Source organism: Mesorhizobium sp. M0217, assembly GCF_040321955.1.
Taxonomy (GTDB): Bacteria; Pseudomonadota; Alphaproteobacteria; order Rhizobiales; family Rhizobiaceae; genus Mesorhizobium.
Window position 1 is genome coordinate 344,518 of sequence record NZ_JAMYSN010000003.1, and the last position, 20,957, is coordinate 365,474.

The window sequence follows — 20,957 nt, forward strand, 5'->3', positions numbered from 1 at the left end:
CGCCGACAGGGCGGTGCTAACGTTTGTCCAATCGGTCAAAAATTTGCGTAGCATGAAAACGCAGCAAAGACCAAGCTTTGGAAAGCCCAAGCGTTAGCCGCACAGAAACAGGTTACAAGGGGAAGTCTTGGTCATGTCCAACCGGCTGAAAGTCACGCCGAACGATCTCAGCGCATTCTGGATGCCGTTCACCGCGAACCGGCAGTTCAAACAGGCGCCACGCATGTTCGTGTCCGCCAAGGACATGCACTACACCACCAGCGACGGCCGCAAGGTGCTCGACGGCACCGCCGGCCTGTGGTGCGTCAATGCTGGCCATTGCCGTCCCAAGATCACGGAAGCGATCCAGCATCAGGCGGCCGAACTCGACTATGCGCCGGCCTTCCAGATGGGACACCCGATCGTGTTCGAACTGGCAAACCGCCTGGTCGATCTCGCGCCCAAGGGCATGGACCATGTCTTCTTCACCAATTCCGGTTCGGAATCGGTCGAAACGGCGCTGAAGATGGCGATCGCCTATCACCGTGTGAAGGGCGAGGGCGCGCGCACCCGCCTGATCGGCCGCGAACGCGGCTATCACGGCGTCAATTTCGGCGGCATCTCGGTCGGCGGCATCGTCACCAACCGCAAGATGTTCGGCACGCTGCTCGGCGGCGTCGACCACATGCCGCACACGCATCTGCCGGAAAAGAACGCCTTCTCCAAGGGCGTGCCGGAATATGGCGCGGAACTCGCCAACGAGCTGGAGCGCATCGTTGCCCTGCATGACGCCTCGACCATCGCCGCTGTCATCGTCGAACCGGTCGCCGGCTCCACCGGCGTCATCCTGCCGCCGAAGGGCTATCTGCAGAAACTGCGCGAGATCTGCACCAAGCACGGCATTTTGCTGATCTTCGACGAGGTCATCACCGGTTTCGGCCGTCTCGGCGCGCCGTTCGCAGCGGATTATTTCGGCGTCACGCCCGACATCATGACCACCGCCAAGGGCGTCTCCAACGGCGTCATCCCGATGGGCGCGGTGTTCGTGAAGAAGGAAATCCACGACGCCTTCATGACCGGCCCCGAGCACATGATCGAGTTCTTCCACGGCTACACCTATTCGGGCAATCCGATTGCGTGCGCCGCGGCACTCGGCACGCTCGACACCTACAAGGAAGAGGGCCTGCTGACCCGCGGCGAGGAACTGGCGCCCTACTGGGAAGATGCGCTGCATTCGCTGAAGGACGAGCCGCATGTCATCGACATCAGGAATATCGGCCTGATCGGCGCGATCGAACTGGCGCCGATCGCCGGCAGCCCGACCAAGCGGGCCTTCTCGGCCTTCGTCAAGGCGTTCGAGCGCGGCGCGCTGATCCGCACCACCGGCGACATCATCGCGCTGTCGCCGCCACTGATCATCACCAAGGGCCAGATCAACGAATTGATCGACCATGTCAGAGAAGTGCTGAGGGCGATCGATTGACAAACCGGGCGCGGATAGCCCTCCCCCTCGAGGGGAGGGTGGCCGCGAAGCGGTCGGGTGGGGTCGGTGCGACCGGACGCCGACCTGCTCTTTTGTTCCGAGGCCGCTCCTGATGCCCCGTACCCGCGTGAGCTTCGAAATGCGCCAAAAGGCGCGAGCGCTTCGAATTCACGCGACCAAGGGAGAATCGCTGCTGTGGTATGAACTGCGGGACCTGAAATCAGCCGGCATCAAGTTTCGCCGTCAGTGCCCGATTGGCCCGTACATCGTGGATTTTGCCTGCTTGGCGGTGAAGCTGATCGTTGAGGTCGATGGCGACATGCACGAACACGACAGGGGTAGTCGGCACGATGCCGTTCGCGATGCTTATCTGCGATCGCTCGGATTTGAAGTCTTCCGTGTTGACGAGCCCGATGTCATAAACAGCGCTTGGCACGTCGCGCAGGTGGTCAAAGAGAAGGTCGCGCGCGTCGCGGGCGACCCCACCCGACCGCTTCGCGGCCACCCTCCCCTCGAGGGGGAGGGGGACGCCGCCGCCCCGCAACCGATGAGGTTTTAGAGCATGGCCGCCCCAGGCGAGAATCTGCGAATCAATTCAGACCGTTTGTGGGATTCCATCATGCAGATGGCGAAGATCGGCCCCGGTATTGCCGGCGGCAACAATCGCCAGACCGTGACCGACGAGGACGGCGAGGGACGGCATCTGTTCAAGCGCTGGTGCGAGGCGGTCGGGCTCGAAATGGGGCTTGACGAAATGGGCACCATGTTTGCCCGCCGGGAAGGCGCTGATCCCAGCCTGCCGCCGGTTTATGTCGGCAGCCATCTCGACACGCAGCCGACCGGCGGCAAATATGACGGCGTGCTCGGCGTGCTCGGCGGGCTGGAGATTATTCGCTCGCTTAACGATCTCGGCATCCAGACCAGGCATCCGATCGTCGTTACCAACTGGACCAATGAGGAAGGCTCGCGCTTTGCCCCGGCTATGATGGCGTCCGGCGTGTTCGCCGGTGTGCTCGATCAGGCGGACGTGTATCAGCACACTGATAAACAGGGCAGGAAATTTGGCGAGGAGCTGGAGCGCATCGGCTGGAAAGGCACCGAGAAAGTCGGTGATCGCAAGATCCACGCCTTCTTCGAACTGCATATTGAGCAGGGGCCGATCCTCGAGGACGAAGGCATCGACATTGGCGTCGTCACCCACGGCCAGGGCCTGAAATGGCTGCAGGTAACGCTGACCGGCAAGGAGGCGCATACCGGCTCGACCCCGATGCCCAAGCGCCGTAATGCCGGGCTCGGCATGGCTCGGGTCATCGAACTGGTGCACGAGATCGCCATGGACTACCAGCCCGACGCCGTCGGCGCGGTCGGCCACATGGAGGTGTTTCCGAACTCGCGCAACATCATCGCCGGGCGCACCGTCTTCACCATCGACATCCGCTCGCCCGAGAAGGAAGTGCTGGACGCGATGGATGGGCGCATACGCGAAGGCATCGACACAATCTGTGAGGCGCTCGACATCCAGTACAAGGTCGAGCAGGTCGGCGCTTTCGATCCGGTCACCTTCGATGCCGGCTGCGTCAAGGCGATCCGCGACGCCGCCGATCGGCTCGGCTATTCCCACCGCAACATCGTCTCCGGCGCCGGCCACGACGCCTGCTGGATCAACCGCGTTGCGCCGACCGCCATGGTGATGTGCCCCTGCGTTGACGGGTTGTCACACAACGAGGCTGAGGAAATCACCAAGGAATGGGCCGGCGCCGGCGCCGACGTGCTGTTCCATGCGGTGGTAGAGACAGCGGGGATCGTGGCGTGAACTAAGATCTGTATTCAAAACGACGCTCACAAGAAGCGCGAAGAGAACAAGGGAACACGACAATGACCAAAGTCATCCGAAACGGCACCATCGTCACCGCCGACCGCACCTGGAAGGCCGATGTGCTGATGCAGCACGGCAAGATCGTCGCCATCGGCTCGAACCTGCATGGCGACCATGAGTTCGACGCCAGCGGCTGTTACGTCATGCCGGGCGGCATCGATCCGCACACCCATCTCGAAATGCCGTTCATGGGCACCTATTCGGCCGACGATTTCGAGTCCGGGACGCGTGCGGCCCTTTCCGGTGGCACCACGATGGTGGTCGATTTCTGCCTGCCGGCGCCGCAGCAGTCGCTGCTGGAAGCGTTGCAGATGTGGGACAACAAGACCTCGAAGGCTGCCTGCGACTACTCCTTCCACATGGCGATCACCTGGTGGGGCAAGCAGGTGTTCGACGAGATGGCCACCGTCGTCGACAGAGGCATTACCTCGTTCAAGCATTTCATGGCCTACAAGGGCGCGCTGATGGTGGACGACGACGAGATGTACGCGTCGTTCCAGCGCTGCGCCGATCTCGGCGCGCTGCCGCTTGTTCATGCCGAGAATGGCGACGTGGTTGCGGCGCTGTCGCAAAAGCTGCTCGCCGCCGGCAATAATGGCCCCGAGGGACACGCCTATTCGCGGCCGCCGGAAGTGGAGGGCGAGGCGACCAACCGCGCCATCATGATCGCCGACATGGCCGGCGTGCCGCTCTATGTCGTGCATGTGTCCTGCGAGCAGAGCCACGAAGCCATCCGCCGCGCCCGCCAGAAGGGCATTCGGGTTTTCGGCGAGCCGCTGATCCAGCATCTGACGCTGGATGAAAGCGAGTATTTCGACAAGGATTGGGACCATGCGGCGCGCCGCGTCATGAGTCCGCCCTTCCGCAACAAGCTGCACCAGGATTCGCTGTGGGCCGGCCTGCAGGCGGGATCGCTGCAGGTGGTGGCGACCGACCACTGCGCCTTCACCACCAAGCAGAAGCGCAACGGCGTCGGCGATTTCACCAAGATCCCGAACGGCACTGGCGGGCTTGAAGACCGCTTGCCCGTGCTGTGGACGACGGGCGTCAACACCGGGCGGCTGACGATGAACGAGTTCGTCGCGGTGACTTCGACCAACATCGCCAAGATCCTCAACATGTATCCTAGGAAGGGCGCCATCGTCGAAGGCGCGGACGCCGACATCGTGGTGTGGGACCCCAGCGCCAAGAAGACCATCACCTCGAAGAAGCAGCAATCGGTGATCGACTACAACGTCTTCGAAGGTTTTGAGGTGACCGGCCTGCCGCGCTTCGTCTTTTCGCGCGGCGAATTGTCGGTCGAGGAAGCGGAGGTCAAGGCCAAGCCCGGCCATGGCGAATTCGTCGCCCGCGAGCCGAACGCGGCGGTCAACCGGGCTCTATCGACCTGGAAGGACATCACCGCGCCGCGCAAGGTCGAACGCACCGGCATTCCGGCGACAGGCGTTTGACGTTGCGGAGCCCGGGGGCGCTCATTTCACTGGTCGTGGCGATGGTGGTCGCTGGTCCGGCAACAGGGGCCGAGAGGCTGGTGGGCTTCTGGGGCAACGATGCCGGTTGTGTCTTTGCAAAGGCCGGCTTTCAGGGCCGCGACGATTATATCGTGCTGACCGCCGAGGGCATCGAGACCTATGGCAGCGGCTGCCGGTTCGCGCAGCAATTGACGTGGGCGCCGGGCACGCAATCACTTGATGCGACCTGTTCCGCCGAAGGCGAGGCGGGGACGACGGCTGAAACCGTTGTGGTCACCAACAAGGGCGAGGGTGGGTTCTTCGTGACCATTCCCGGTCTTGAAGAAATGGGGCCGTTGCAACCGTGTTCGTGACGTTGGAGCTGGGGGAATGAGCGCGCGCGGTTTGGGGCCGTCTGTTGCGATGGTAGTCGTTCTGGCTGCGGGTCAGGCCCTTGCGGCAGGCATCGACCTGACGAAACCCTATGGGGACAAATATGGCTGCATCAACCGCAACGGCCAGGAAGTCGCCGCCGATCGGATGCTGCTTTTGACCGACGAGGCATTGGTCACCGCCGCCAGCGCCTGCACCTTCACGGAGAAGCAAGCGCAGGCTGATGGTTCGCTGGTGGTGACGGCGACATGCGAGGCCGAAGGTGAAGACGGACAGGAGCCGACCAAATTCACCATCAAGCGCAGCGCCAAGAACGCCAAGAAGCTGACGGTCGCCGACGAGGACGGCAATGTCATGGGCGAAGTGGCGCGGTGCAAATGACGGCAGTCCCGTCAGCGTCAGGCCACCAGCGCATCCAGTTCCGGCAACAGGACGACGCTTTCCTGTTCATTGGGATCGGTGCGGGCGATGACGGCCGAGGACGGGGCGTTGCTCAGATTGGCCGGCAGATGCGGTACGCCGGCCGGGATGTAGAAGAGGTCGCCGGCCTTGACGACGATGTGGTTCTCGAGCCTGTCGCCATACCATGTGTGGACCTCGCCCGAGAGCACATAGATCGCCGTCTCATGGCTTTCATGCAGATGCGCCTTGGCGCGGGCGCCAGGCGGCAGGGTGAGCAGATGCATGCAGATGCCGGACGAGCCGACCGTCTCGGCTGCAATGCCGGCAAAATAGGTCAATCCCTGCTTGCCTTCATAAGTGCTTTCAGGACGGATAAGGTGACAAGTGGGTTTGGGCGACATCGGCAAGGCTCCGGGCGTCGATTGGGTGGGATTGGACGAGTGGAAAGCAACATCAACGCGAATGCAACGGCATTTCATCCTGGGCGGCTGCGAGAGGCAGGCAGCAAGCGATGACGGGACAATCGCCAGCCGTCGTCTCGGCAAGCAGACTTGGCCTTACCTTTCAGACCAATGACGGTCCGGTAGAGGCGCTCTCCAATGTCGACCTGACCATCGGCAAGGGCGAGTTCGTCTCCTTCATCGGCCCATCGGGCTGCGGCAAGACCACCTTGCTGCGCGTCATCGCCGATCTGGAAAAACCGACATCGGGCACGATCTCGGTCAACGGCATGACGCCGGAACAGGCGCGCGAGAAACGCGCTTATGGCTACGTCTTCCAGGCGGCAGCCCTTTTCCCGTGGCGCACGATCGAGCGTAACGTGGCGCTGCCGCTGGAGATCATCGGCCTTTCGAGAGTGGAGCAGGCCGAGCGCATCAAGCGCACGATGGAGCTCGTCAACCTCTCCGGCTTCGAGAAGAAATACCCCTGGCAGCTTTCCGGCGGCATGCAGCAGCGCGCTTCGATCGCCCGCGCGCTCGCCTTCGACGCCGACCTGTTGCTGATGGACGAGCCCTTCGGCGCGCTGGACGAGATCGTGCGCGATCATCTCAATGAACAGCTTCTGGAATTGTGGGCGCGCACCAACAAGACGATCTGCTTCGTCACCCATTCCATCCCCGAGGCGGTGTATCTGTCGACGCGCATCGTCGTCATGTCGCCGCGCCCAGGTCGGGTTACCGACATCATCGAATCGACGCTGCCAAAGGAGCGGCCACTGGACATCCGCGAGACACCGGAGTTTTTGGCGATCGCGGCCCGCGTGCGCGATGGGTTGCGGGCAGGGCACAGCTATGATGATTGAGGGGGTAGCGAATGAGTGCGGACGTCGCCGCCACGCCTTCGTCATCCTAGGGCGAAGCAAGGAGCGAAGCGACGCGGCGCAGACCCTAGGATCCATACCGTTACCTATACGGTCCGCAACGGTGCAAAACGGTGCACACGCCGCTGCGCCCGCGAAGGCGAACATTCTCAACCGCTTATACCCCTCGGCCAACGTCACGGAATGGATCCTAGGGTCTGCACGACGCTTCGCGTCGCTCCGCCCTAGGATGACGAACGCGGAGGTGGTCGGCCTCCGCTTCGCTCCGGCCACCCTCTCCCCGTTGGGGAGAGGAGGGCGCCCCGCTGGCGAGGCGCGATAGATGGACACCTTCCGCGAAAAACTCATCCCCGTGACCTCCATCCTCCTGGGCGTGGTGGTGCTCTGGTATGTCTTCGCCGTCATCCTCAACGCGCCGTTCCAGCGCGACCTCGACCGGCGCGCCGGGGAAACCCACGGCACCGTCGAATTCATCGGCAAGACGCTGTCGCAGCCCAAGCCGACGCTGCCGGCGCCGCATCAGGTGGCGGTGAACTTCTTCGAGAACACCTTCCTGCGGCCCATCACATCGAGCCGAAGCCTCGTCTACAATGCCTGGGTGACCCTGTCGTCGACGTTGCTCGGCTTTGCCTTCGGCACGGCGCTCGGCATCGTCATCGCGGTCGGCATCGTGCATGTGGCGACGCTCGACCGTAGCCTGATGCCGTGGATCATCGCCTCCCAGACGATTCCCATTCTGGCCGTGGCGCCGATGATCATCGTCGTGCTGGGGGCGATCGGCATCAGCGGTCTGATCCCAAAGGCGATGATCTCGACCTACCTGTCGTTCTTCCCGGTGACGGTGGGCATGGTGAAGGGCCTGCGCTCGCCCGAACTCATGCATCTCGACCTGATGCACACCTACAATGCCAGTGTCTCGCAGACCTTCTGGAAGCTGCGGGTGCCGGCCTCGGTGCCGTTCCTGTTCACCTCGATGAAGGTGGCGGTGGCGGCGAGCCTGGTCGGCGCCATTGTCGGCGAACTGCCGACCGGTGCTGTCGCCGGCATCGGCGCCAAGCTTTTGGCAGGTGCCTATTACAGCCAGTCCATCGACATCTGGTCCGCCCTTGTGGCGGGCTCGGTGGTGGCGGCCCTTCTGGTCATGGTGGTCGGCATAGCCGGGCGCCTCGTTGACCGCGCGATGGGCGGGAGGCCGGCATGAACTGGCTGAAGCCCTCCTGGCAAGCGGTGCTGGCCATTACGCTGTGTCTTGTAGCCCTGTCGCTCGGCGCGATGTCGAAGCCGGAAGCGGCCACCCTTGCAGACCCGACGGCAAGTTTCGACTACCCCTATTTCGGTATAAAGACCCCGATGATCGGCCTGGCCGTGCTGGCGGGGCTGATCTCGATGCTCAGGATTTCGGCGGTGGCCGAGGCTGCGGTGCTGTTTATCGGCGCTCACCTTGTCGCCTGGATGCTGATCTCGGGCATTACAGGGTTCGAAGGCATGGCATTGGCGCCGTATTTCCTGCTGCTCGCCGCTGCCTGGCTGCTGGCATGGCGCTGCGTCGCCGTGCTGTCGGGGCTTCGCCCGATGGCAAAAGGGGCGCGGATGGCGCTGCGCCTCATCATACCGGCGATCTTCGGCGCCTGGATCCTGATCATATGGGAAGCGATGACGCGTGGCGCCGGCATTCCCTTCATCCTTTTGCCGCCGCCGAGCGCCATCGGTGTGCGCATCGCCAGTTCCCTGCCGGTGCTCGGCGCCGATATCAGGCAGACCATCTTCAAGGCGGTGATCTTCGGTTATGTCATCGGCAGCGGCGCCGGCTTCCTGGTGGCGATTGCGGCCGACCGCGTGCCGTTCCTGCGCCGCGGTCTGCTGCCGATCGGCAATATGGTCTCGGCGCTGCCGATCATCGGTGTGGCGCCAATCATGGTGATGTGGTTCGGCTTCGACTGGCCGTCCAAGGCCGCGGTCGTCATCATCATGACCTTCTTCCCAATGCTGGTGAACACGGTTGCCGGTCTTGCCGCCTCCGGCCATATGGAGCGCGACCTGATGCGCACCTATGCGTCGGGCTACTGGCCAACACTCTTGAAGCTCCGGCTGCCGGCGGCAGCGCCCTTCATCTTCAACGCGCTGAAGATCAACTCGACGCTGGCGCTGATCGGCGCCATCGTCGCCGAGTTCTTCGGCACGCCTGTGGTCGGCATGGGCTTTCGCATCTCGACCGAGGTCGGGCGGATGAACATCGACATGGTCTGGGCCGAAATCGCAGTTGCAGCACTGGCGGGTTCGGTCTTTTATGGCGTGGTCGCTCTCGTCGAGAGAGCCGTCACGTTTTGGCATCCCTCTGTCCGTGGTGGATAGGGCGGTGGGTTCGGGTGTTAACTTCAGAGGGTAAAAACATGAAAAGACTGATCATTCCGATGCTGGCCGGCGCGATGTCGCTGGCCGCGTTCCAGGCAATGGCCGCCGACAAGGTGACCTTGCAGCTGAAATGGGTCACGCAGGCGCAGTTTGCCGGCTACTATGTCGCCAAGGCCAAGGGTTTTTATGAAGCAGAAGGCCTCGACGTCGACATCAAGCCGGGCGGTCCCGATATCGCACCCGAGCAGGTGATCGCCGGCGGTGGCGCCGACGTCATCGTCGACTGGATGGGCGGGGCGCTCGCCGCGCGCGAAAAGGGCGTGCCGCTGGTCAACATCGCCCAGCCGTTCAAGAAGGCCGGTATGGAGCTGGTCTGCCCGAAGGACGGCCCGATCAAGACCGAAGCCGATTTCAAGGGTCACACGCTGGGCGTCTGGTTCTTCGGTAACGAATATCCATTCTACGCCTGGATGAACAAGCTCGGCCTGAAGACCGAAGGCGGCCCGGACGGCGTCACGGTTTTGAAGCAGAGCTTCGACGTGCAGCCGCTGATCCAGAAGCAGGCGGATTGCATTTCGGTCATGACCTACAACGAGTACTGGCAGCTGATCGATGCCGGCTACAAGCCGGACCAGCTCACCGTGTTCAACTACTCGGCGATGGGCAACGACCTGCTTGAGGACGGGCTCTATGCCTCGGAAGACAAGCTCAAGGATCCGGCTTTCGAAGACAAGATGGTGCGTTTCGTGCGCGCCTCGATGAAGGGCTGGAAATATGCCATCGACAACAATGACGAGGCCGCGGGCATTGTCATGGACGGCGGTGGCCAGGACGAAAACCACCAGAAGCGGATGATGAGCGAAGTCGCCAAGCTGATCGACAATGCCGACGGCAAGCTCGACCCGGCGACCTACGAGCGCACCGCCAAGGCGCTGCTCGACCAGAAGATCATCACCAAGGCGCCGACCGGCGCCTACACCACAGCCATCACCGACAAGGCGATCAAATAAGCCTGGCCAGGCAATTTCGACCTCGAGAGCGGCGCCTTTGACCAAATGTCAGAGGCGCCGTTCCTTTATGGTGTTCATGACGAAGCTGGTCTCGATCGACGCGACGCATTTCAGCCGCGCGATCTTTTCCTTGATGAAGCGCTCGTACTGTTCGAGGCTGCCGGTCACCACTTTCAACACATAATCGCGTGACCCGGTGACGAGGTGGCATTCCAGTACCTCTTCCCAACCGCGGATGGCGTCTTCGAACATGACGATCTCGTCCTCGTTCTGGCGGCTGAGCCGGACGGTGGCGATGGCGACCATGTTCCAGCCGAAGGCGGCCGGGTCGACCAGCGTGGTATAGCCCCGGATAATGCCGGCCTCCTCCAGCCGGCGTACCCTCCTCAAACATGGCGACGGCGACAGGCCGATGCGCTCCGCAAGCTCATTGTTGGTGATGCGGGCGTCGGCCTGCAGCTCGCGCAGGATCTTGCGGTCGAAATCGTCGGCTATCTTCTGTTGCACTTTTGCTCTCGCTCGGCAATTTGTTGCCGGGATGCAGCCATGCGAGGCCGAAAATAGCAAGGACTGGTGGACCGGGATCGCATAAATTGCTGGACGAGACTCCTCCAGAACGCAGGAAAAGCCATGACCGCGCCGCGCCCGTCGAAAACCCACATCGGCAACCACAAGCTCCATCCGGAAACGTTGATGTTGAGCTATGGCTTCGATCCGCAACTGTCGGAAGGCGCCGTCAAGCCGCCGGTGTTCCTGACCTCGACCTTCGTGTTCAAATCGGCGGAGGAGGGACGCGACTTCTTCGACTACACATCCGGCCGCAAGGAGCCGCCGAGCGGCACGGCGTCCGGCCTGGTCTATTCGCGCTTCAATCATCCCAACTCGGAGATCGTCGAGGACCGGCTGGCGGTCTATGAGGGAACGGACGCCTGCATCCTGTTCTCGTCGGGCATGTCGGCGATCGCCACGACGCTGCTCGCCTATGCCCGGCCGGGCGATGTCATCCTGCATTCGCAGCCGCTTTACGGCGGCACCGAGACGCTTTTGACGCGCACGCTGTCCGGCTTCGGCATCGGCGCTGTCGGCTTCGCCGACGGCGTCGACGACAAGGCGGTGCGGGCCGCTGCTGATGCAGCGGTGGCGAAGGGGCGTGTCTCGGTCATTCTCATCGAAACGCCGTCGAATCCGACCAACAGCCTGGTCGACATCGCACTGATCCGGAAGTTTGCCGACGAGATCGGCGCAAGCCAAGGATCAACGCCGATCATCGTCTGCGACAACACGCTGCTCGGCCCGGTGTTCCAGCGACCGATCGAACATGGCGCGGATGTCTCCGTCTATTCGCTGACCAAATATGTCGGCGGCCATTCCGACCTGATCGCCGGTGCGGCGATGGGCAGCAAGGCGGTGACCAAGCCGATCAAGGCGCTGCGCGGCGCCATCGGCACGCAACTCGACCCGCATTCCTGCTGGATGCTCGGCCGCTCGCTGGAGACGCTGTCCATCCGCATGGAGCGCGCCAACGACAATGCGCGGCTCGTGGCCGAATTCCTGCGCGATCACGCCAAGGTCGAGAAGGTGCATTACCTGCCGTTCCTGGGCGAGGATACGGCAGCGGGACGGGCCTACAAGGCGCAATGCAGCGGCGCCGGGTCGACATTTTCTTTCGATATCAAAGGCGGAGAGAAGGCGGCCTTCGCATTTCTCAACGGGCTGCAAATATTCAAGCTGGCGGTGAGCCTCGGCGGCACGGAGTCACTCGCCAGCCACCCGGCGGCGATGACGCACTCCGGCATTCCCTTCGACGTGCGCCAGCGCATTGGCGTGCTGGAGACCACGGTCAGGCTGTCGATCGGCGTCGAGCATCCGGACGATCTTATCGCCGACCTGACGCAGGCGCTGGCAGCGGTCTGATAGCTCGCTTGTAGATATCAGGAAAGGGGCGATCGTCTTGGCAGCGTCGGCGGGACAGCACCCCCCTCTGTCCTGCCGGACATCTCCCCCTCAAGGGGGGAGATCAGCAGCTCTGACCATAGCGCCCTGTCTGCAACGCTGCAGATTGGCGAAGGGCGACATGACATCCAATCTCCCCCCTTGAGGGGGAGATGTCCGGCAGGACAGAGGGGGGTGTGACGGAACTCGGCTTTCGCTGCTAACTTCTCAGCTCTTGTCGCGGATCTGCGTCATCGTCCGCGTCGGCGTGATCGCCTCGGGGTCGAGCCTGATTTCGACGATCGCCGGCTTGCCGCTGGCGCGGGCACGCTCGAAGGCAGGGGCAAAATCTGCCGTGTTCTCGACCGTCTCGCCGTGGCCGCCATAGGCGCGGGCAAGAGCGGCAAAGTCAGGGTTCTTCAGATCGGTGGCGACGACACGGCCGGGATAGTCGCGCTCCTGGTGCATGCGGATGGTGCCGTAGATGCCGTTGTTCACGACGATAACGATGATCGGCAGGTCGTATTGCACGGCGGTAGCGAATTCCTGTCCGTTCATCAGGAAGCAGCCGTCGCCGGCAAAGGCGATCACGGTGCGGTCGGGATGGAGCGCCTTGGCGGCAACCGCGGCCGGCGTGCCATAACCCATCGAACCGGAGGTCGGCGCGCCCTGCGTGGCGAAGCGGCGAAAGCGGTGGAAGCGGTGCAGCCAGGTGGCGTAATTGCCGGCGCCGTTGGTGAAAATGGCGTCGTCGGGCAGAACCTTTTCCAGGTAATTCATGATCGGTCCCATCTGGACCGTGCCGGGGCCGGTCTCAGGAGGCGTCGACCAGTCGAGGTAGGCAGCGTGTGCTTTCGCTGTCTCATCCGCCCAGGCTGGCGCGGAGGCTGGCTTGCGCTTGGCGAAGGCTTCGACGAAGGCTGACGGCGCAGCGTTGATCGCCAGGGTCGGCCGGTAGACACGGCCGAGTTCGCCGGCATCGGCATGGACATGGACCAGCGTCTGGTCGGGATAGGGGCTTTTCAGCAACGTGTAGTCGGAGGACGGCATCTCGCCCATGCGGCCGCCGATCAGCAGCACCAGGTCGGCCTGCTTGATGGCGGTGGCCAGCGTCGGGTTGATGCCGATGCCGACATCGCCGGCATAGTTCGGGTGCAGATGGTCGAACAGCATCTGGCGGCGGAAGGAGCAGCCGACCGGCAGCGACCAGGCCTCGGCAATGGTGCGCATACGTGCCACCGCTTCCTCGTCCCAGCGTGTGCCGCCGAGGATGACGAAGGGACGCTTGGCTTTGGCTAGAAGCTTTTCCAAAGCATCGAGTTCGGCTTCGCCGGGCCGGGTTTCGACCGGCGTGTGCGGCAAGGCCGCGGGCGCGTCGACAAGACTGGTCAGCATGTCCTCCGGCAGCGAGACGACGACGGGGCCGGGGCGGCCCGATGTCGCGACAGCAAAGGCGCGGGTGACGAGTTCGGGGATGCGCGCGGCATCGTCGATCTCCACCACCCATTTGGCGATGTCGCCGAAGAAGCGCTTGTAGTTGACCTCCTGGAAAGCCTCGCGCTCCTTGGCGTGGCTGGCGACCTGGCCGATGAACAGGATGACGGGTATCGAATCCTGCATGGCAATGTGAATGCCGGCCGACGCATTGGTGGCGCCGGGGCCGCGGGTGACGAAGCAGATGCCGGGCTGGCCGGTCAGCCGCCCCTGGCAGTCGGCCATCATGGCGGCGCCGCCTTCCTGTCGGCAGACAATGGTGCGGATGGGCGAGTCATGCAATGCGTCGAGCACCGCGAGATAGGATTCGCCGGGCACGCAGAAGATGCGGTCGGTGCCGTTCGCCTCGAGTGCGTCGACAATCAGTTGTCCACCGGTCTTCATCGTCCAGACTTCTCCAGTTCGGCAAGAATTTCTTCGGTATGTTCGCCAAGGCGTGGCGAAGGGCGTTCATAGACCAGCGGTGTGCCGGACATCACCATCGGCGCGCGCACCGAGGGCAGACGATTGCCATGGCCATCGTCGAGGTCGAGGCGCATGCCGCGTGCGATCGTCTGCGGGTCGGCAAACATCTGGCCGATATTGTTGATCGGGCTCGCCGGCACGCTTGCCGCTTCGAGCTTGGCCAGCAACGGGTCTCGGTCCCAGTTCTTCAGCGTCTCGATCATGTGCTCGCGCAATTTCACCCGGTTGGCGACGCGGGCCGGATTGGTGGCGAAATCGGGATTCGCTGAGAGATGGTCGAGTCCGACGGCGGCGCAGAATTTGGCGAACTGGCCGTCATTGCCGACCGCCAGGATGATATGGCCGTCCCTGACCGGGACAACCTCATAGGGCGCAATGTTCATATGCGCATTGCCCATCTGCACCGGCGCCTTGCCGGAGACGAGATAGTTGAGGTTCTGGTTGCCGAGTGCGGAAATCTGCGTGTCGAACAGCGCCATGTCGATATGCTGTCCCTGGCCGGTCTTTTCGGCATGGCGAAGCGCTGCCTGGATGGCGATCACCGAATAGAGGCCGGTGAAGATGTCCGATATGGCGACGCCGGCTTTTTGCGGCTCGCGCCCGACCTCGCCGGTGATCGACATCATGCCGGCCATGGCCTGGATGATGAAATCATAGCCGGCGCGGGGTGCGTAAGGCCCATCCTGGCCGAAGCCGGTGATCGAGCAGTAGACGAGCTTTGGATTGATCGCCTTCAGGCTCTCGTAATCGAGCCCGTATTTCTTGAGGCCGCCGAGCTTGAAGTTCTCGATCAGAATGTCGGCCGTGGCAACCAGCCGGCGCACCGTCTCGGCCCCTTCGGGCGTCGAGAAATCGACGGCGATGGAGCGCTTGCCGCGATTGCAGGAGTGGTAATAGGCGGCCGACAGGTTCTCGCCATCATGGCTCATGACGAAGGGAGGACCCCATTTGCGGGTATCGTCGCCGCCATCGGGGCTCTCGACCTTGATGACATCGGCGCCGAGATCGGCCAGCAATTGTCCTGCCCAGGGGCCGGCCAGGATGCGGGCGAGTTCGACGACGCGGACGCCTTTCAGCGGAGGTTCAGCCATAAATCACCAAAAACGGGTCGGAACCGCAGCCTCTATCAACCCGGGATGCCGCTGTCACGGGCCTTGCGGTGGGCCAGCGATGTCAGCGTTTGAGCACGCTATCGGCCCAGGCAGCGAAATCGTCCATGACGACATCGCGGTTCACCTCGTTCAAGCTTTCGTGGCGGGTGTCGGCGTAAACCTTTGAAACCAGATTCGAAAAGCCCATCGCACGCATGCGCTTGGCGAGATGGTCGATGCCCTTGCCATAGTCGGAGGCCGGATCCTTCTCGCCGCCGACGATGCTGACGGGCAGGTCGCGCCTGATGCCGGCAAAGCCCGCATCCTTGCCGCCTTTCTGCGCCATCTCCACGACATCGCGCCACATCGAGATCGAGGCATCCCAGCCGCACAGCGGGTCGGCAATGTACTTGGCCACTTCAGCCTCGTCGCGCGACAGCCAGTCGAACGGCGTCTTGTGGTTGGGCACCGCCTTGCCCCAGGCCTGGAAGGTCAGTTTGGGCAAGACGCGTGAGGGGACATCGGAGCCGAGCCTGAAGCGCTCATAAGCGAGGATGGTGAGCGCAAGCCGGCCGAGCAAGCCTTGTGAGAAATTGCCGTTCCAGATCGCCGCGGCGTGGACGCGCGGCGAGTGCGCCAGCAGGTAGTTGAGCGCCACCGACGCACCCATCGAATGGCCGAACAGGATGACCGGCAGGCCGGGCTGCTCCCTTGCGATCAAATCGTGGACGGCATCGACATCGGCGATCACCTTGGCCGGGCCGCCTGTGCCGGCGAACCTGCCGAGCGGGGCATCGGGCGCCTTGGTCGCGCCATGGCCGCGATGGTCGTGGACGTAGACATGAAAGCCGCGGGTGCTGAGGTAATCGGCGAAGCGGGCATAGCGCGCCGCATGTTCGGCCAGGCCGTGATTGACCTGGACTACCGCGCGTGGAGAGCCCCCCGCGTGCTTCACATAGAGGTTGAGCGTGGCCCCGGTCGGAGAGGCCAGCGTCGTCTGCTTGTCAAATGCCATGTCTCGCTCCTCGGCGACTGTTGGGCGACGGCGGGACCGACGTCAAGGGGAGGTCGAAATCAGCCGGGGTCACTATTGACAGCTTGCTGTCAATTTGGTTATATGACAGCATACTGTCAAATTACATCGGGAACATGAGTATGAAAACCGTTTCGACCGTTTCGCGCCGCGCGTTTCTGCTGGCGAGCCTTTCATCCGCAATGCTCCTGCCCGGCATTGCTTCCAGCCAGACCAGGGAGATGACCATGAAGACCTCAACCATTGCCGGCCCGCAGGGCCAGCTTGCCGGCTACGACATCAAATCCGGCGACGGCCTGCCGATCCTGTTCGCGCATGGCGACTGCAGCCGCGCCACACAGTGGAACCGGGTGATGCAGCTCACCGCAGGTGGCCGTGAGGCGGTCGCCTTCGATTTTCGCGGCCATGGCGCATCGGCGCCTGCAGCTGATGCCGACTACGGCTATGACGGCCGTGCCGACGATATTGGTGCGGTGGCCGATGCGTTCGGCCTGAAGCGGTTTGTCCTCGTTGCACATAGCGGCGGCAGTGGGGCCGCGCTCGCCTATGCCGCCGGCCATGCCGACCGTGTTGCCGGCATCCTGCTGGTCGATCCGGCGACCGATCCGCGCGCCCTGCCCAAAGAGATTCGCGACGGGTTCGTGCGCGATCTGGCGGGGCCAAACGGCGGCGATGTCCTGAGCGCTTATTACACCTCGATCGCCGGCTCCAACCCAGATGTCCGCAAACAGGTCATCGCCGATGCGGCGGTGGTCGATCCGGCGGCTCGGGCAGGCGTCGGCAAGGCGCTGGCGGAATGGAATCCCGAACCGACGCTCGACGCCTATCACGGGCCGATCTTCGTGCTGGCCACGGAGGCCAATGACAATGCGGCGGCCCTGTTTCGGCTGCGCAGCGGAATTGGCCACAGAACCGTCGCCGGTTCCGGCCATTGGGTGATGCTTGACAAGCCGGAGGCGGTGGCTGAAGCCGTCAACACTTTCGTTTCCACCATCGAGGCCGGCCAGAAATGACAAGCAGGACCGAAGCCGGAGATGTGCTCACCGAACTGGTGCTTGCCGTGTTCCGGCTGAATGGCGGGTTTCTCGACGCGGCCGACCGGCTGGCGGAGCCTGCCGGGTTGACGGCGGCGCGCTGGCAGGTTCTGGGCGCGGTGCTGAAGGAGCCGAAATCGGTTGCCGACATTGCCCGCCACATGGGGCTTGCCCGCCAGAGCGTGCAGCGCCTTGCCGACATTCTGGCCGCCGAAGGGCTCGCCGCCTATGCGGACAACCCGGCGCACCGCCGCGCCAAGCTCCTGGCGATGACCGATGCGGGCCGGGCCGCGATCAGGGATATCGGCACGCGCCAGCATGTCTGGGCCAACCGCATCAGCGAGGGCATCGAGCCTCGCGTGCTTGAGACCGCGCTTGATCTGCTGCGTATGTTGACGAAGCGGGTCGAGGAGGGCGGGGTCTGATCGACCGAGCGATTGTTTTTTGCGGCGGACGAAAGAAATCGTAATTCTGACATGTCACACGTTTCTAGCTTGCGCTATGAAACGCTAGGAGTGCTGGAATGCGGATATCGGCGATATGGGGTGCGGTGTTGGTGGCGCTGGCCGGTGTCGGCCTAGCGCGCGCCGATGTGAAGATGAGCGGCTCCTTCGTGGCCGATGCTGCCTGTCCAGCAACGCAGGCAATCAAGAGCGGCAAGAACCCCGGCAATATCGCGACAACGGCTGGACAGAGCTACGACCTCCTGGCCGGCAACAAGGATGCGCCGACGCATTACCTCATCCGCGTGCCGGGCGCCGATCCTGAGCGTCGCTGGGTCAAGATCAGCTGCGGTCATGTCACCGGCGGCAGCGCAGCCGCCCAGCCGGCCGCGCCCGCCGATCAGGGCAAGCCTGCGGCGCCGGCTTCAGGAAAACCCGAATATGTTTTCGCGCTGAGCTGGCAGCCGGCCTTCTGCGAAACCAAGTCGAGCAAGCCCGAATGCCAGGCGCAGACGGCGGGCGGCTTCGACGCGTCGCATTTCACATTGCATGGGCTCTGGCCGCAGCCGAACGGCAATTTCTATTGCCAGGTGCCGGCGAGCGACAAGGCCAATGACAATCCGGCCCATTGGGCAGACCTGCCGCCGGTCGATCTCGATGCCGCTACGCGCGCCGAGCTCGACCAGGTTATGCCGGGCACCGCCTCCAAGCTCGAACGGCATGAATGGATCAAGCACGGCACCTGCTACGGCAAGAGCCAGCAGGAGTATTTTGCCGAGGCGCTGAACCTGATGCGGGCGGTGAATGCCTCGCCGGTGCGCGAGCTCTTCACCAGGAATGTCGGCAAGCAGCTGACTTCGGACCAGATCCGCAGCGCCTTCGACAGCGCCTTCGGCGCCGGGTCGGGCGCGCGGGTGCGTGTCTCCTGCCTGGTCGATCCGTCGAGCGGCAGGCGGCTGATCGGCGAGCTGACGCTCGGCCTGACCGGCCCGATCGGCCCCGACAGTTCGCTGGGCACTCTCATGCTCGCCTCGGCGCCGACGACCAAGGCGGGCTGTCCGAAGGGCTCGGTCGATGCGGCCGGGTTCCAGTAGGATATCCGTCTGTCGCTTGGCAGTGACGCGGTGATATGGTCTGGATGTGTTTCATTCGGCGGGGGTGGCGATGAGTGGCATGACATCAGGCGCGCTGGCGCGGCTGGCTTTCTGGGCCAGGGGGATGACCGCCATTAAAGACGGCCGCATGGAATGGCCGGGCTTTTCCTATACCGATGCCGAGTGGGCGCGCATGCGCGTGCTTGCCGCGCCGATCGGGGCAAGCCGCTACCAGCTGTTCACTTGGGTCAATGCCGCGATCTTCATCGCCATTGCCGCGCTCGGCATCGTCTGTGTCTTCCTGCCGCTGGCGACACTTTTGTTTCCGGTGCCGGCCGACACCAGCGCGCTCAAATTCTCGGCTCTGCTGGCGGCGTGTGCCTTCCTCATAATCGGGCTCGGCTTGCCGATCTCCATGCGCCTGTCGAGCGCGTTGGCCATCTCTCGGGAGATGCGCGCCGGTCTTGTCGGCGAAGCCGGTGACGAAGCGCTGGCAGCAAAAGTGTCTTGGCAGATCAACCGCATCATGCTGGTCATGTGCGGCCTGCTGGTGCCCGGCATTCTGTTGTTCATCGCTTATGACATCGATGCCAGTCCGATCATCACCGTGCTGAAATGGCTGGCCATCGCGCTGATAGCCGTTTCAGTTGCGGTCGGCGCGTTGCAGCAGCGCAAGCGGAGCTGACAGCCTTATCCGCTGACGCCACGCGTGGGCAATGTCCACGCAGTTAGGTCTTCGGCATCGTCATGCGCTTCGCCGACGACGCGGTCACGCCCGGTGGACTTGGCCCTGTAGAGACGCTCGTCGGCAAGGGCGAAGAGATCGGCAAGCGAGCCTACGGTCTCATCGACAGTGGCGATGCCGGCGCTGACGCTGATGTCGAACCGGTTTACGCACGCTTTGACGGCCTGGCGGAGGTTTTCTCCGAGCAACCTGGCGACCGCATGCGGCTGCGAGCAAAGGATGGCGAACTCCTCGCCGCCGATCCTGAAAACCTGATCGTGTGCGCCGGCCGCCTGGGTCAGCACCTGGGCGATCGATCTCAGCACCCTGTCGCCCTCGGCATGGCCGAAGCGATCGTTGATCGACTTGAAATGGTCGACGTCGACGATCAGCAGGCTGAGCGGTTGGGCCGTGCGCAGGCTGACGGCAACCAGACGTTCGCCGTCGCTGTCAAAGCGTCCCCTGTGCAACAGGCCGGTGAGGCCGTCGCGGCCGACATGTTCGACCAGGGCTTCGTAGCGCTCGCGATAGGTCAACGTGTCGAAGACGTCGGACAGCCCGCGGGGTGCCACGACCTGACGCGTTTCGAACCATCTGAGGTAGGCGACAAGCATGGCGCTGTAGGCAAAAGCGGCACCCATCTTGGCCAACCAGCCGCCGAAGAAGACCGCAATCGGTGCGCCTGCGACGAAATGCAGGGCGGTGAAAAATCCGGCCTGGTCGAAGGTGAGCACGCAGGCGACGCAAATCAGGATGCGGGAGAACGGCGCCTTGCGCAGATAACGCCCGAGCTTTTCGTAAAGCAGGATGATCAGGATGGCGTCGATGAAGAGCAGCGTCGTGCCCCACACCATCAGCCAGCCCAACTGGTCGATGAAACCGATATCGGGAAGCTTGCCGTCGGAAAGGGCTGAAATATCGTGCAGGCGCAGGATCAGGACCAGCCCGATCATCAAGGCGTTGCCGAGCAAAAGGCCATAGATCGGCTGGCGCACCGTGGCCGCATCTTCCTTCACGTAGAGCAGAAGCAGCATCACCAGCTTGCCGGAAAACAGCACCGCCGAGCCTGGCGAGACCATGCCGAAGGGCAGGGCGACATAGAAGACGCTGGCGAGATAGGTTTCGAGGAAATGCATGGCGCCCAGCGCGCAGACGAAGACGCCGAGGCCGATGCGATCCCTGAAGCGGAACAGCGTGACCATGACGCTGAAGTAGACGACCGCTTCGGCAAGGAGCAGGAAACTGTTCAGCACTACCTTCGGTCCGATCTCTACTTTCGATCGCGACAGGCCAGCGATCGATCCTGTTTTGACGCTGAAGGGTTAACCGGGGATTTCAACGCTCCCTACAACCGGCGGAAAACTTAACGTGCGGTGTACA

At 63.2% G+C, this 20,957-nt stretch carries 21 protein-coding genes; 15 read left to right on the forward strand and 6 right to left on the reverse strand.

Features of this window, described 5'->3' with window-relative positions:
• The first annotated feature begins 133 nt into the window (after nt 1-133).
• The 6 genes from aptA to NKJ18_RS08635 all read left to right on the forward strand — a co-directional run bounded on the left by aptA (nt 134) and on the right by NKJ18_RS08635 (nt 5,563).
• Complete coding sequence (aptA, locus tag NKJ18_RS08610; protein WP_023705584.1) at nt 134-1,462, forward strand: omega-aminotransferase AptA; 1,329 nt, start codon at nt 134-136, stop codon at nt 1,460-1,462.
• Between the two features lie 139 nt (nt 1,463-1,601).
• Nucleotides 1,602-2,021, forward strand: coding sequence for an endonuclease domain-containing protein (locus NKJ18_RS08615; RefSeq protein ID WP_245261377.1), 420 nt, complete (start codon nt 1,602-1,604; stop codon nt 2,019-2,021).
• A 3-nt stretch (nt 2,022-2,024) separates the two neighbouring features.
• Nucleotides 2,025-3,275, forward strand: a complete 1,251-nt coding sequence (locus tag NKJ18_RS08620) for a Zn-dependent hydrolase (protein WP_352758092.1) — start codon at nt 2,025-2,027, stop codon at nt 3,273-3,275.
• A gap of 62 nt (nt 3,276-3,337) precedes the next feature.
• Nucleotides 3,338-4,789 carry a dihydropyrimidinase gene (hydA, locus tag NKJ18_RS08625; protein WP_023699634.1) on the forward strand — a complete coding sequence of 484 codons (1,452 nt, stop codon included), beginning with the start codon at nt 3,338-3,340 and terminating at the stop codon, nt 4,787-4,789.
• A gap of 80 nt (nt 4,790-4,869) precedes the next feature.
• Complete coding sequence (locus NKJ18_RS08630; protein ID WP_245260000.1) at nt 4,870-5,163, forward strand: hypothetical protein; 294 nt, start codon at nt 4,870-4,872, stop codon at nt 5,161-5,163.
• A gap of 16 nt (nt 5,164-5,179) precedes the next feature.
• Nucleotides 5,180-5,563 (forward strand): hypothetical protein, encoded by a 384-nt coding sequence (locus NKJ18_RS08635; RefSeq protein ID WP_031197044.1) that lies wholly within the window; start codon nt 5,180-5,182, stop codon nt 5,561-5,563.
• 17 nt (nt 5,564-5,580) lie between these two features.
• Here the strand turns inward: NKJ18_RS08635 and NKJ18_RS08640 are convergent, their stop codons facing one another.
• A complete protein-coding gene (locus tag NKJ18_RS08640) occupies nt 5,581-5,985 on the reverse strand; it encodes a cupin domain-containing protein (RefSeq protein ID WP_031193071.1) in 405 nt (134 codons plus the stop codon).
• Between the two features lie 110 nt (nt 5,986-6,095).
• Between NKJ18_RS08640 and NKJ18_RS08645 the strand changes: the two genes are divergently transcribed.
• The 4 genes from NKJ18_RS08645 to NKJ18_RS08660 all read left to right on the forward strand — a co-directional run bounded on the left by NKJ18_RS08645 (nt 6,096) and on the right by NKJ18_RS08660 (nt 10,267).
• Entirely contained in the window at nt 6,096-6,887 is a 792-nt protein-coding gene (locus NKJ18_RS08645; RefSeq protein ID WP_352758093.1) for an ABC transporter ATP-binding protein, read from the forward strand.
• 340 nt (nt 6,888-7,227) lie between these two features.
• Nucleotides 7,228-8,106, forward strand: coding sequence for an ABC transporter permease (locus NKJ18_RS08650; RefSeq protein WP_023697049.1), 879 nt, complete (start codon nt 7,228-7,230; stop codon nt 8,104-8,106).
• Nucleotides 8,103-9,257, forward strand: a complete 1,155-nt coding sequence (locus tag NKJ18_RS08655; protein WP_023753550.1) for an ABC transporter permease — start codon at nt 8,103-8,105, stop codon at nt 9,255-9,257. The genes NKJ18_RS08650 and NKJ18_RS08655 overlap by 4 nt, the downstream gene beginning before the upstream one ends.
• A 38-nt stretch (nt 9,258-9,295) precedes the next feature.
• Entirely contained in the window at nt 9,296-10,267 is a 972-nt protein-coding gene (locus tag NKJ18_RS08660) for an ABC transporter substrate-binding protein (protein WP_023682178.1), read from the forward strand.
• A gap of 48 nt (nt 10,268-10,315) precedes the next feature.
• Here the strand turns inward: NKJ18_RS08660 and NKJ18_RS08665 are convergent, their stop codons facing one another.
• Entirely contained in the window at nt 10,316-10,774 is a 459-nt protein-coding gene (locus NKJ18_RS08665; protein ID WP_023682177.1) for an Lrp/AsnC family transcriptional regulator, read from the reverse strand.
• Between the two features lie 123 nt (nt 10,775-10,897).
• Between NKJ18_RS08665 and NKJ18_RS08670 the strand changes: the two genes are divergently transcribed.
• Nucleotides 10,898-12,181: a cystathionine gamma-synthase family protein gene (locus NKJ18_RS08670; RefSeq protein ID WP_023668225.1), complete on the forward strand. Its 1,284-nt coding sequence runs from the start codon at nt 10,898-10,900 to the stop codon at nt 12,179-12,181.
• Nucleotides 12,182-12,427: 246 nt separating this feature from the next.
• Here the strand turns inward: NKJ18_RS08670 and NKJ18_RS08675 are convergent, their stop codons facing one another.
• The 3 genes from NKJ18_RS08675 to NKJ18_RS08685 form a co-directional block, all read right to left on the reverse strand.
• The gene (locus NKJ18_RS08675) at nt 12,428-14,077 is read right to left on the reverse strand and encodes a thiamine pyrophosphate-binding protein (RefSeq protein ID WP_023735984.1); all 1,650 of its coding nucleotides are present in this window, start codon (nt 14,075-14,077) and stop codon (nt 12,428-12,430) included.
• Nucleotides 14,074-15,249, reverse strand: a complete 1,176-nt coding sequence (locus NKJ18_RS08680) for a CaiB/BaiF CoA transferase family protein (protein ID WP_023668227.1) — start codon at nt 15,247-15,249, stop codon at nt 14,074-14,076. The genes NKJ18_RS08675 and NKJ18_RS08680 overlap by 4 nt, the downstream gene beginning before the upstream one ends.
• 82 nt (nt 15,250-15,331) lie before the next feature.
• Nucleotides 15,332-16,264 carry an alpha/beta fold hydrolase gene (locus NKJ18_RS08685; RefSeq protein WP_352758094.1) on the reverse strand — a complete coding sequence of 311 codons (933 nt, stop codon included), beginning with the start codon at nt 16,262-16,264 and terminating at the stop codon, nt 15,332-15,334.
• A gap of 140 nt (nt 16,265-16,404) precedes the next feature.
• Here NKJ18_RS08685 and NKJ18_RS08690 point away from each other — a divergent pair, with 140 nt between their 5' ends.
• From NKJ18_RS08690 to NKJ18_RS08705, 4 genes are all read left to right on the forward strand, one after another.
• Nucleotides 16,405-17,295 carry an alpha/beta fold hydrolase gene (locus NKJ18_RS08690; RefSeq protein ID WP_023735982.1) on the forward strand — a complete coding sequence of 297 codons (891 nt, stop codon included), beginning with the start codon at nt 16,405-16,407 and terminating at the stop codon, nt 17,293-17,295.
• Nucleotides 17,292-17,741 (forward strand): MarR family winged helix-turn-helix transcriptional regulator, encoded by a 450-nt coding sequence (locus NKJ18_RS08695; RefSeq protein ID WP_023714791.1) that lies wholly within the window; start codon nt 17,292-17,294, stop codon nt 17,739-17,741. Before NKJ18_RS08690 ends, NKJ18_RS08695 begins: the two co-directional genes overlap by 4 nt.
• 98 nt (nt 17,742-17,839) lie before the next feature.
• Entirely contained in the window at nt 17,840-18,853 is a 1,014-nt protein-coding gene (locus NKJ18_RS08700) for a ribonuclease T2 family protein (RefSeq protein WP_023735981.1), read from the forward strand.
• A gap of 70 nt (nt 18,854-18,923) precedes the next feature.
• Nucleotides 18,924-19,538 carry a hypothetical protein gene (locus NKJ18_RS08705; protein ID WP_031194875.1) on the forward strand — a complete coding sequence of 205 codons (615 nt, stop codon included), beginning with the start codon at nt 18,924-18,926 and terminating at the stop codon, nt 19,536-19,538.
• A gap of 5 nt (nt 19,539-19,543) precedes the next feature.
• On the opposite strand, the gene NKJ18_RS08710 is transcribed toward NKJ18_RS08705, so the two are convergent.
• Nucleotides 19,544-20,830, reverse strand: coding sequence for a GGDEF domain-containing protein (locus NKJ18_RS08710; RefSeq protein WP_023744581.1), 1,287 nt, complete (start codon nt 20,828-20,830; stop codon nt 19,544-19,546).
• Nucleotides 20,831-20,957: the final 127 nt, after the last annotated feature.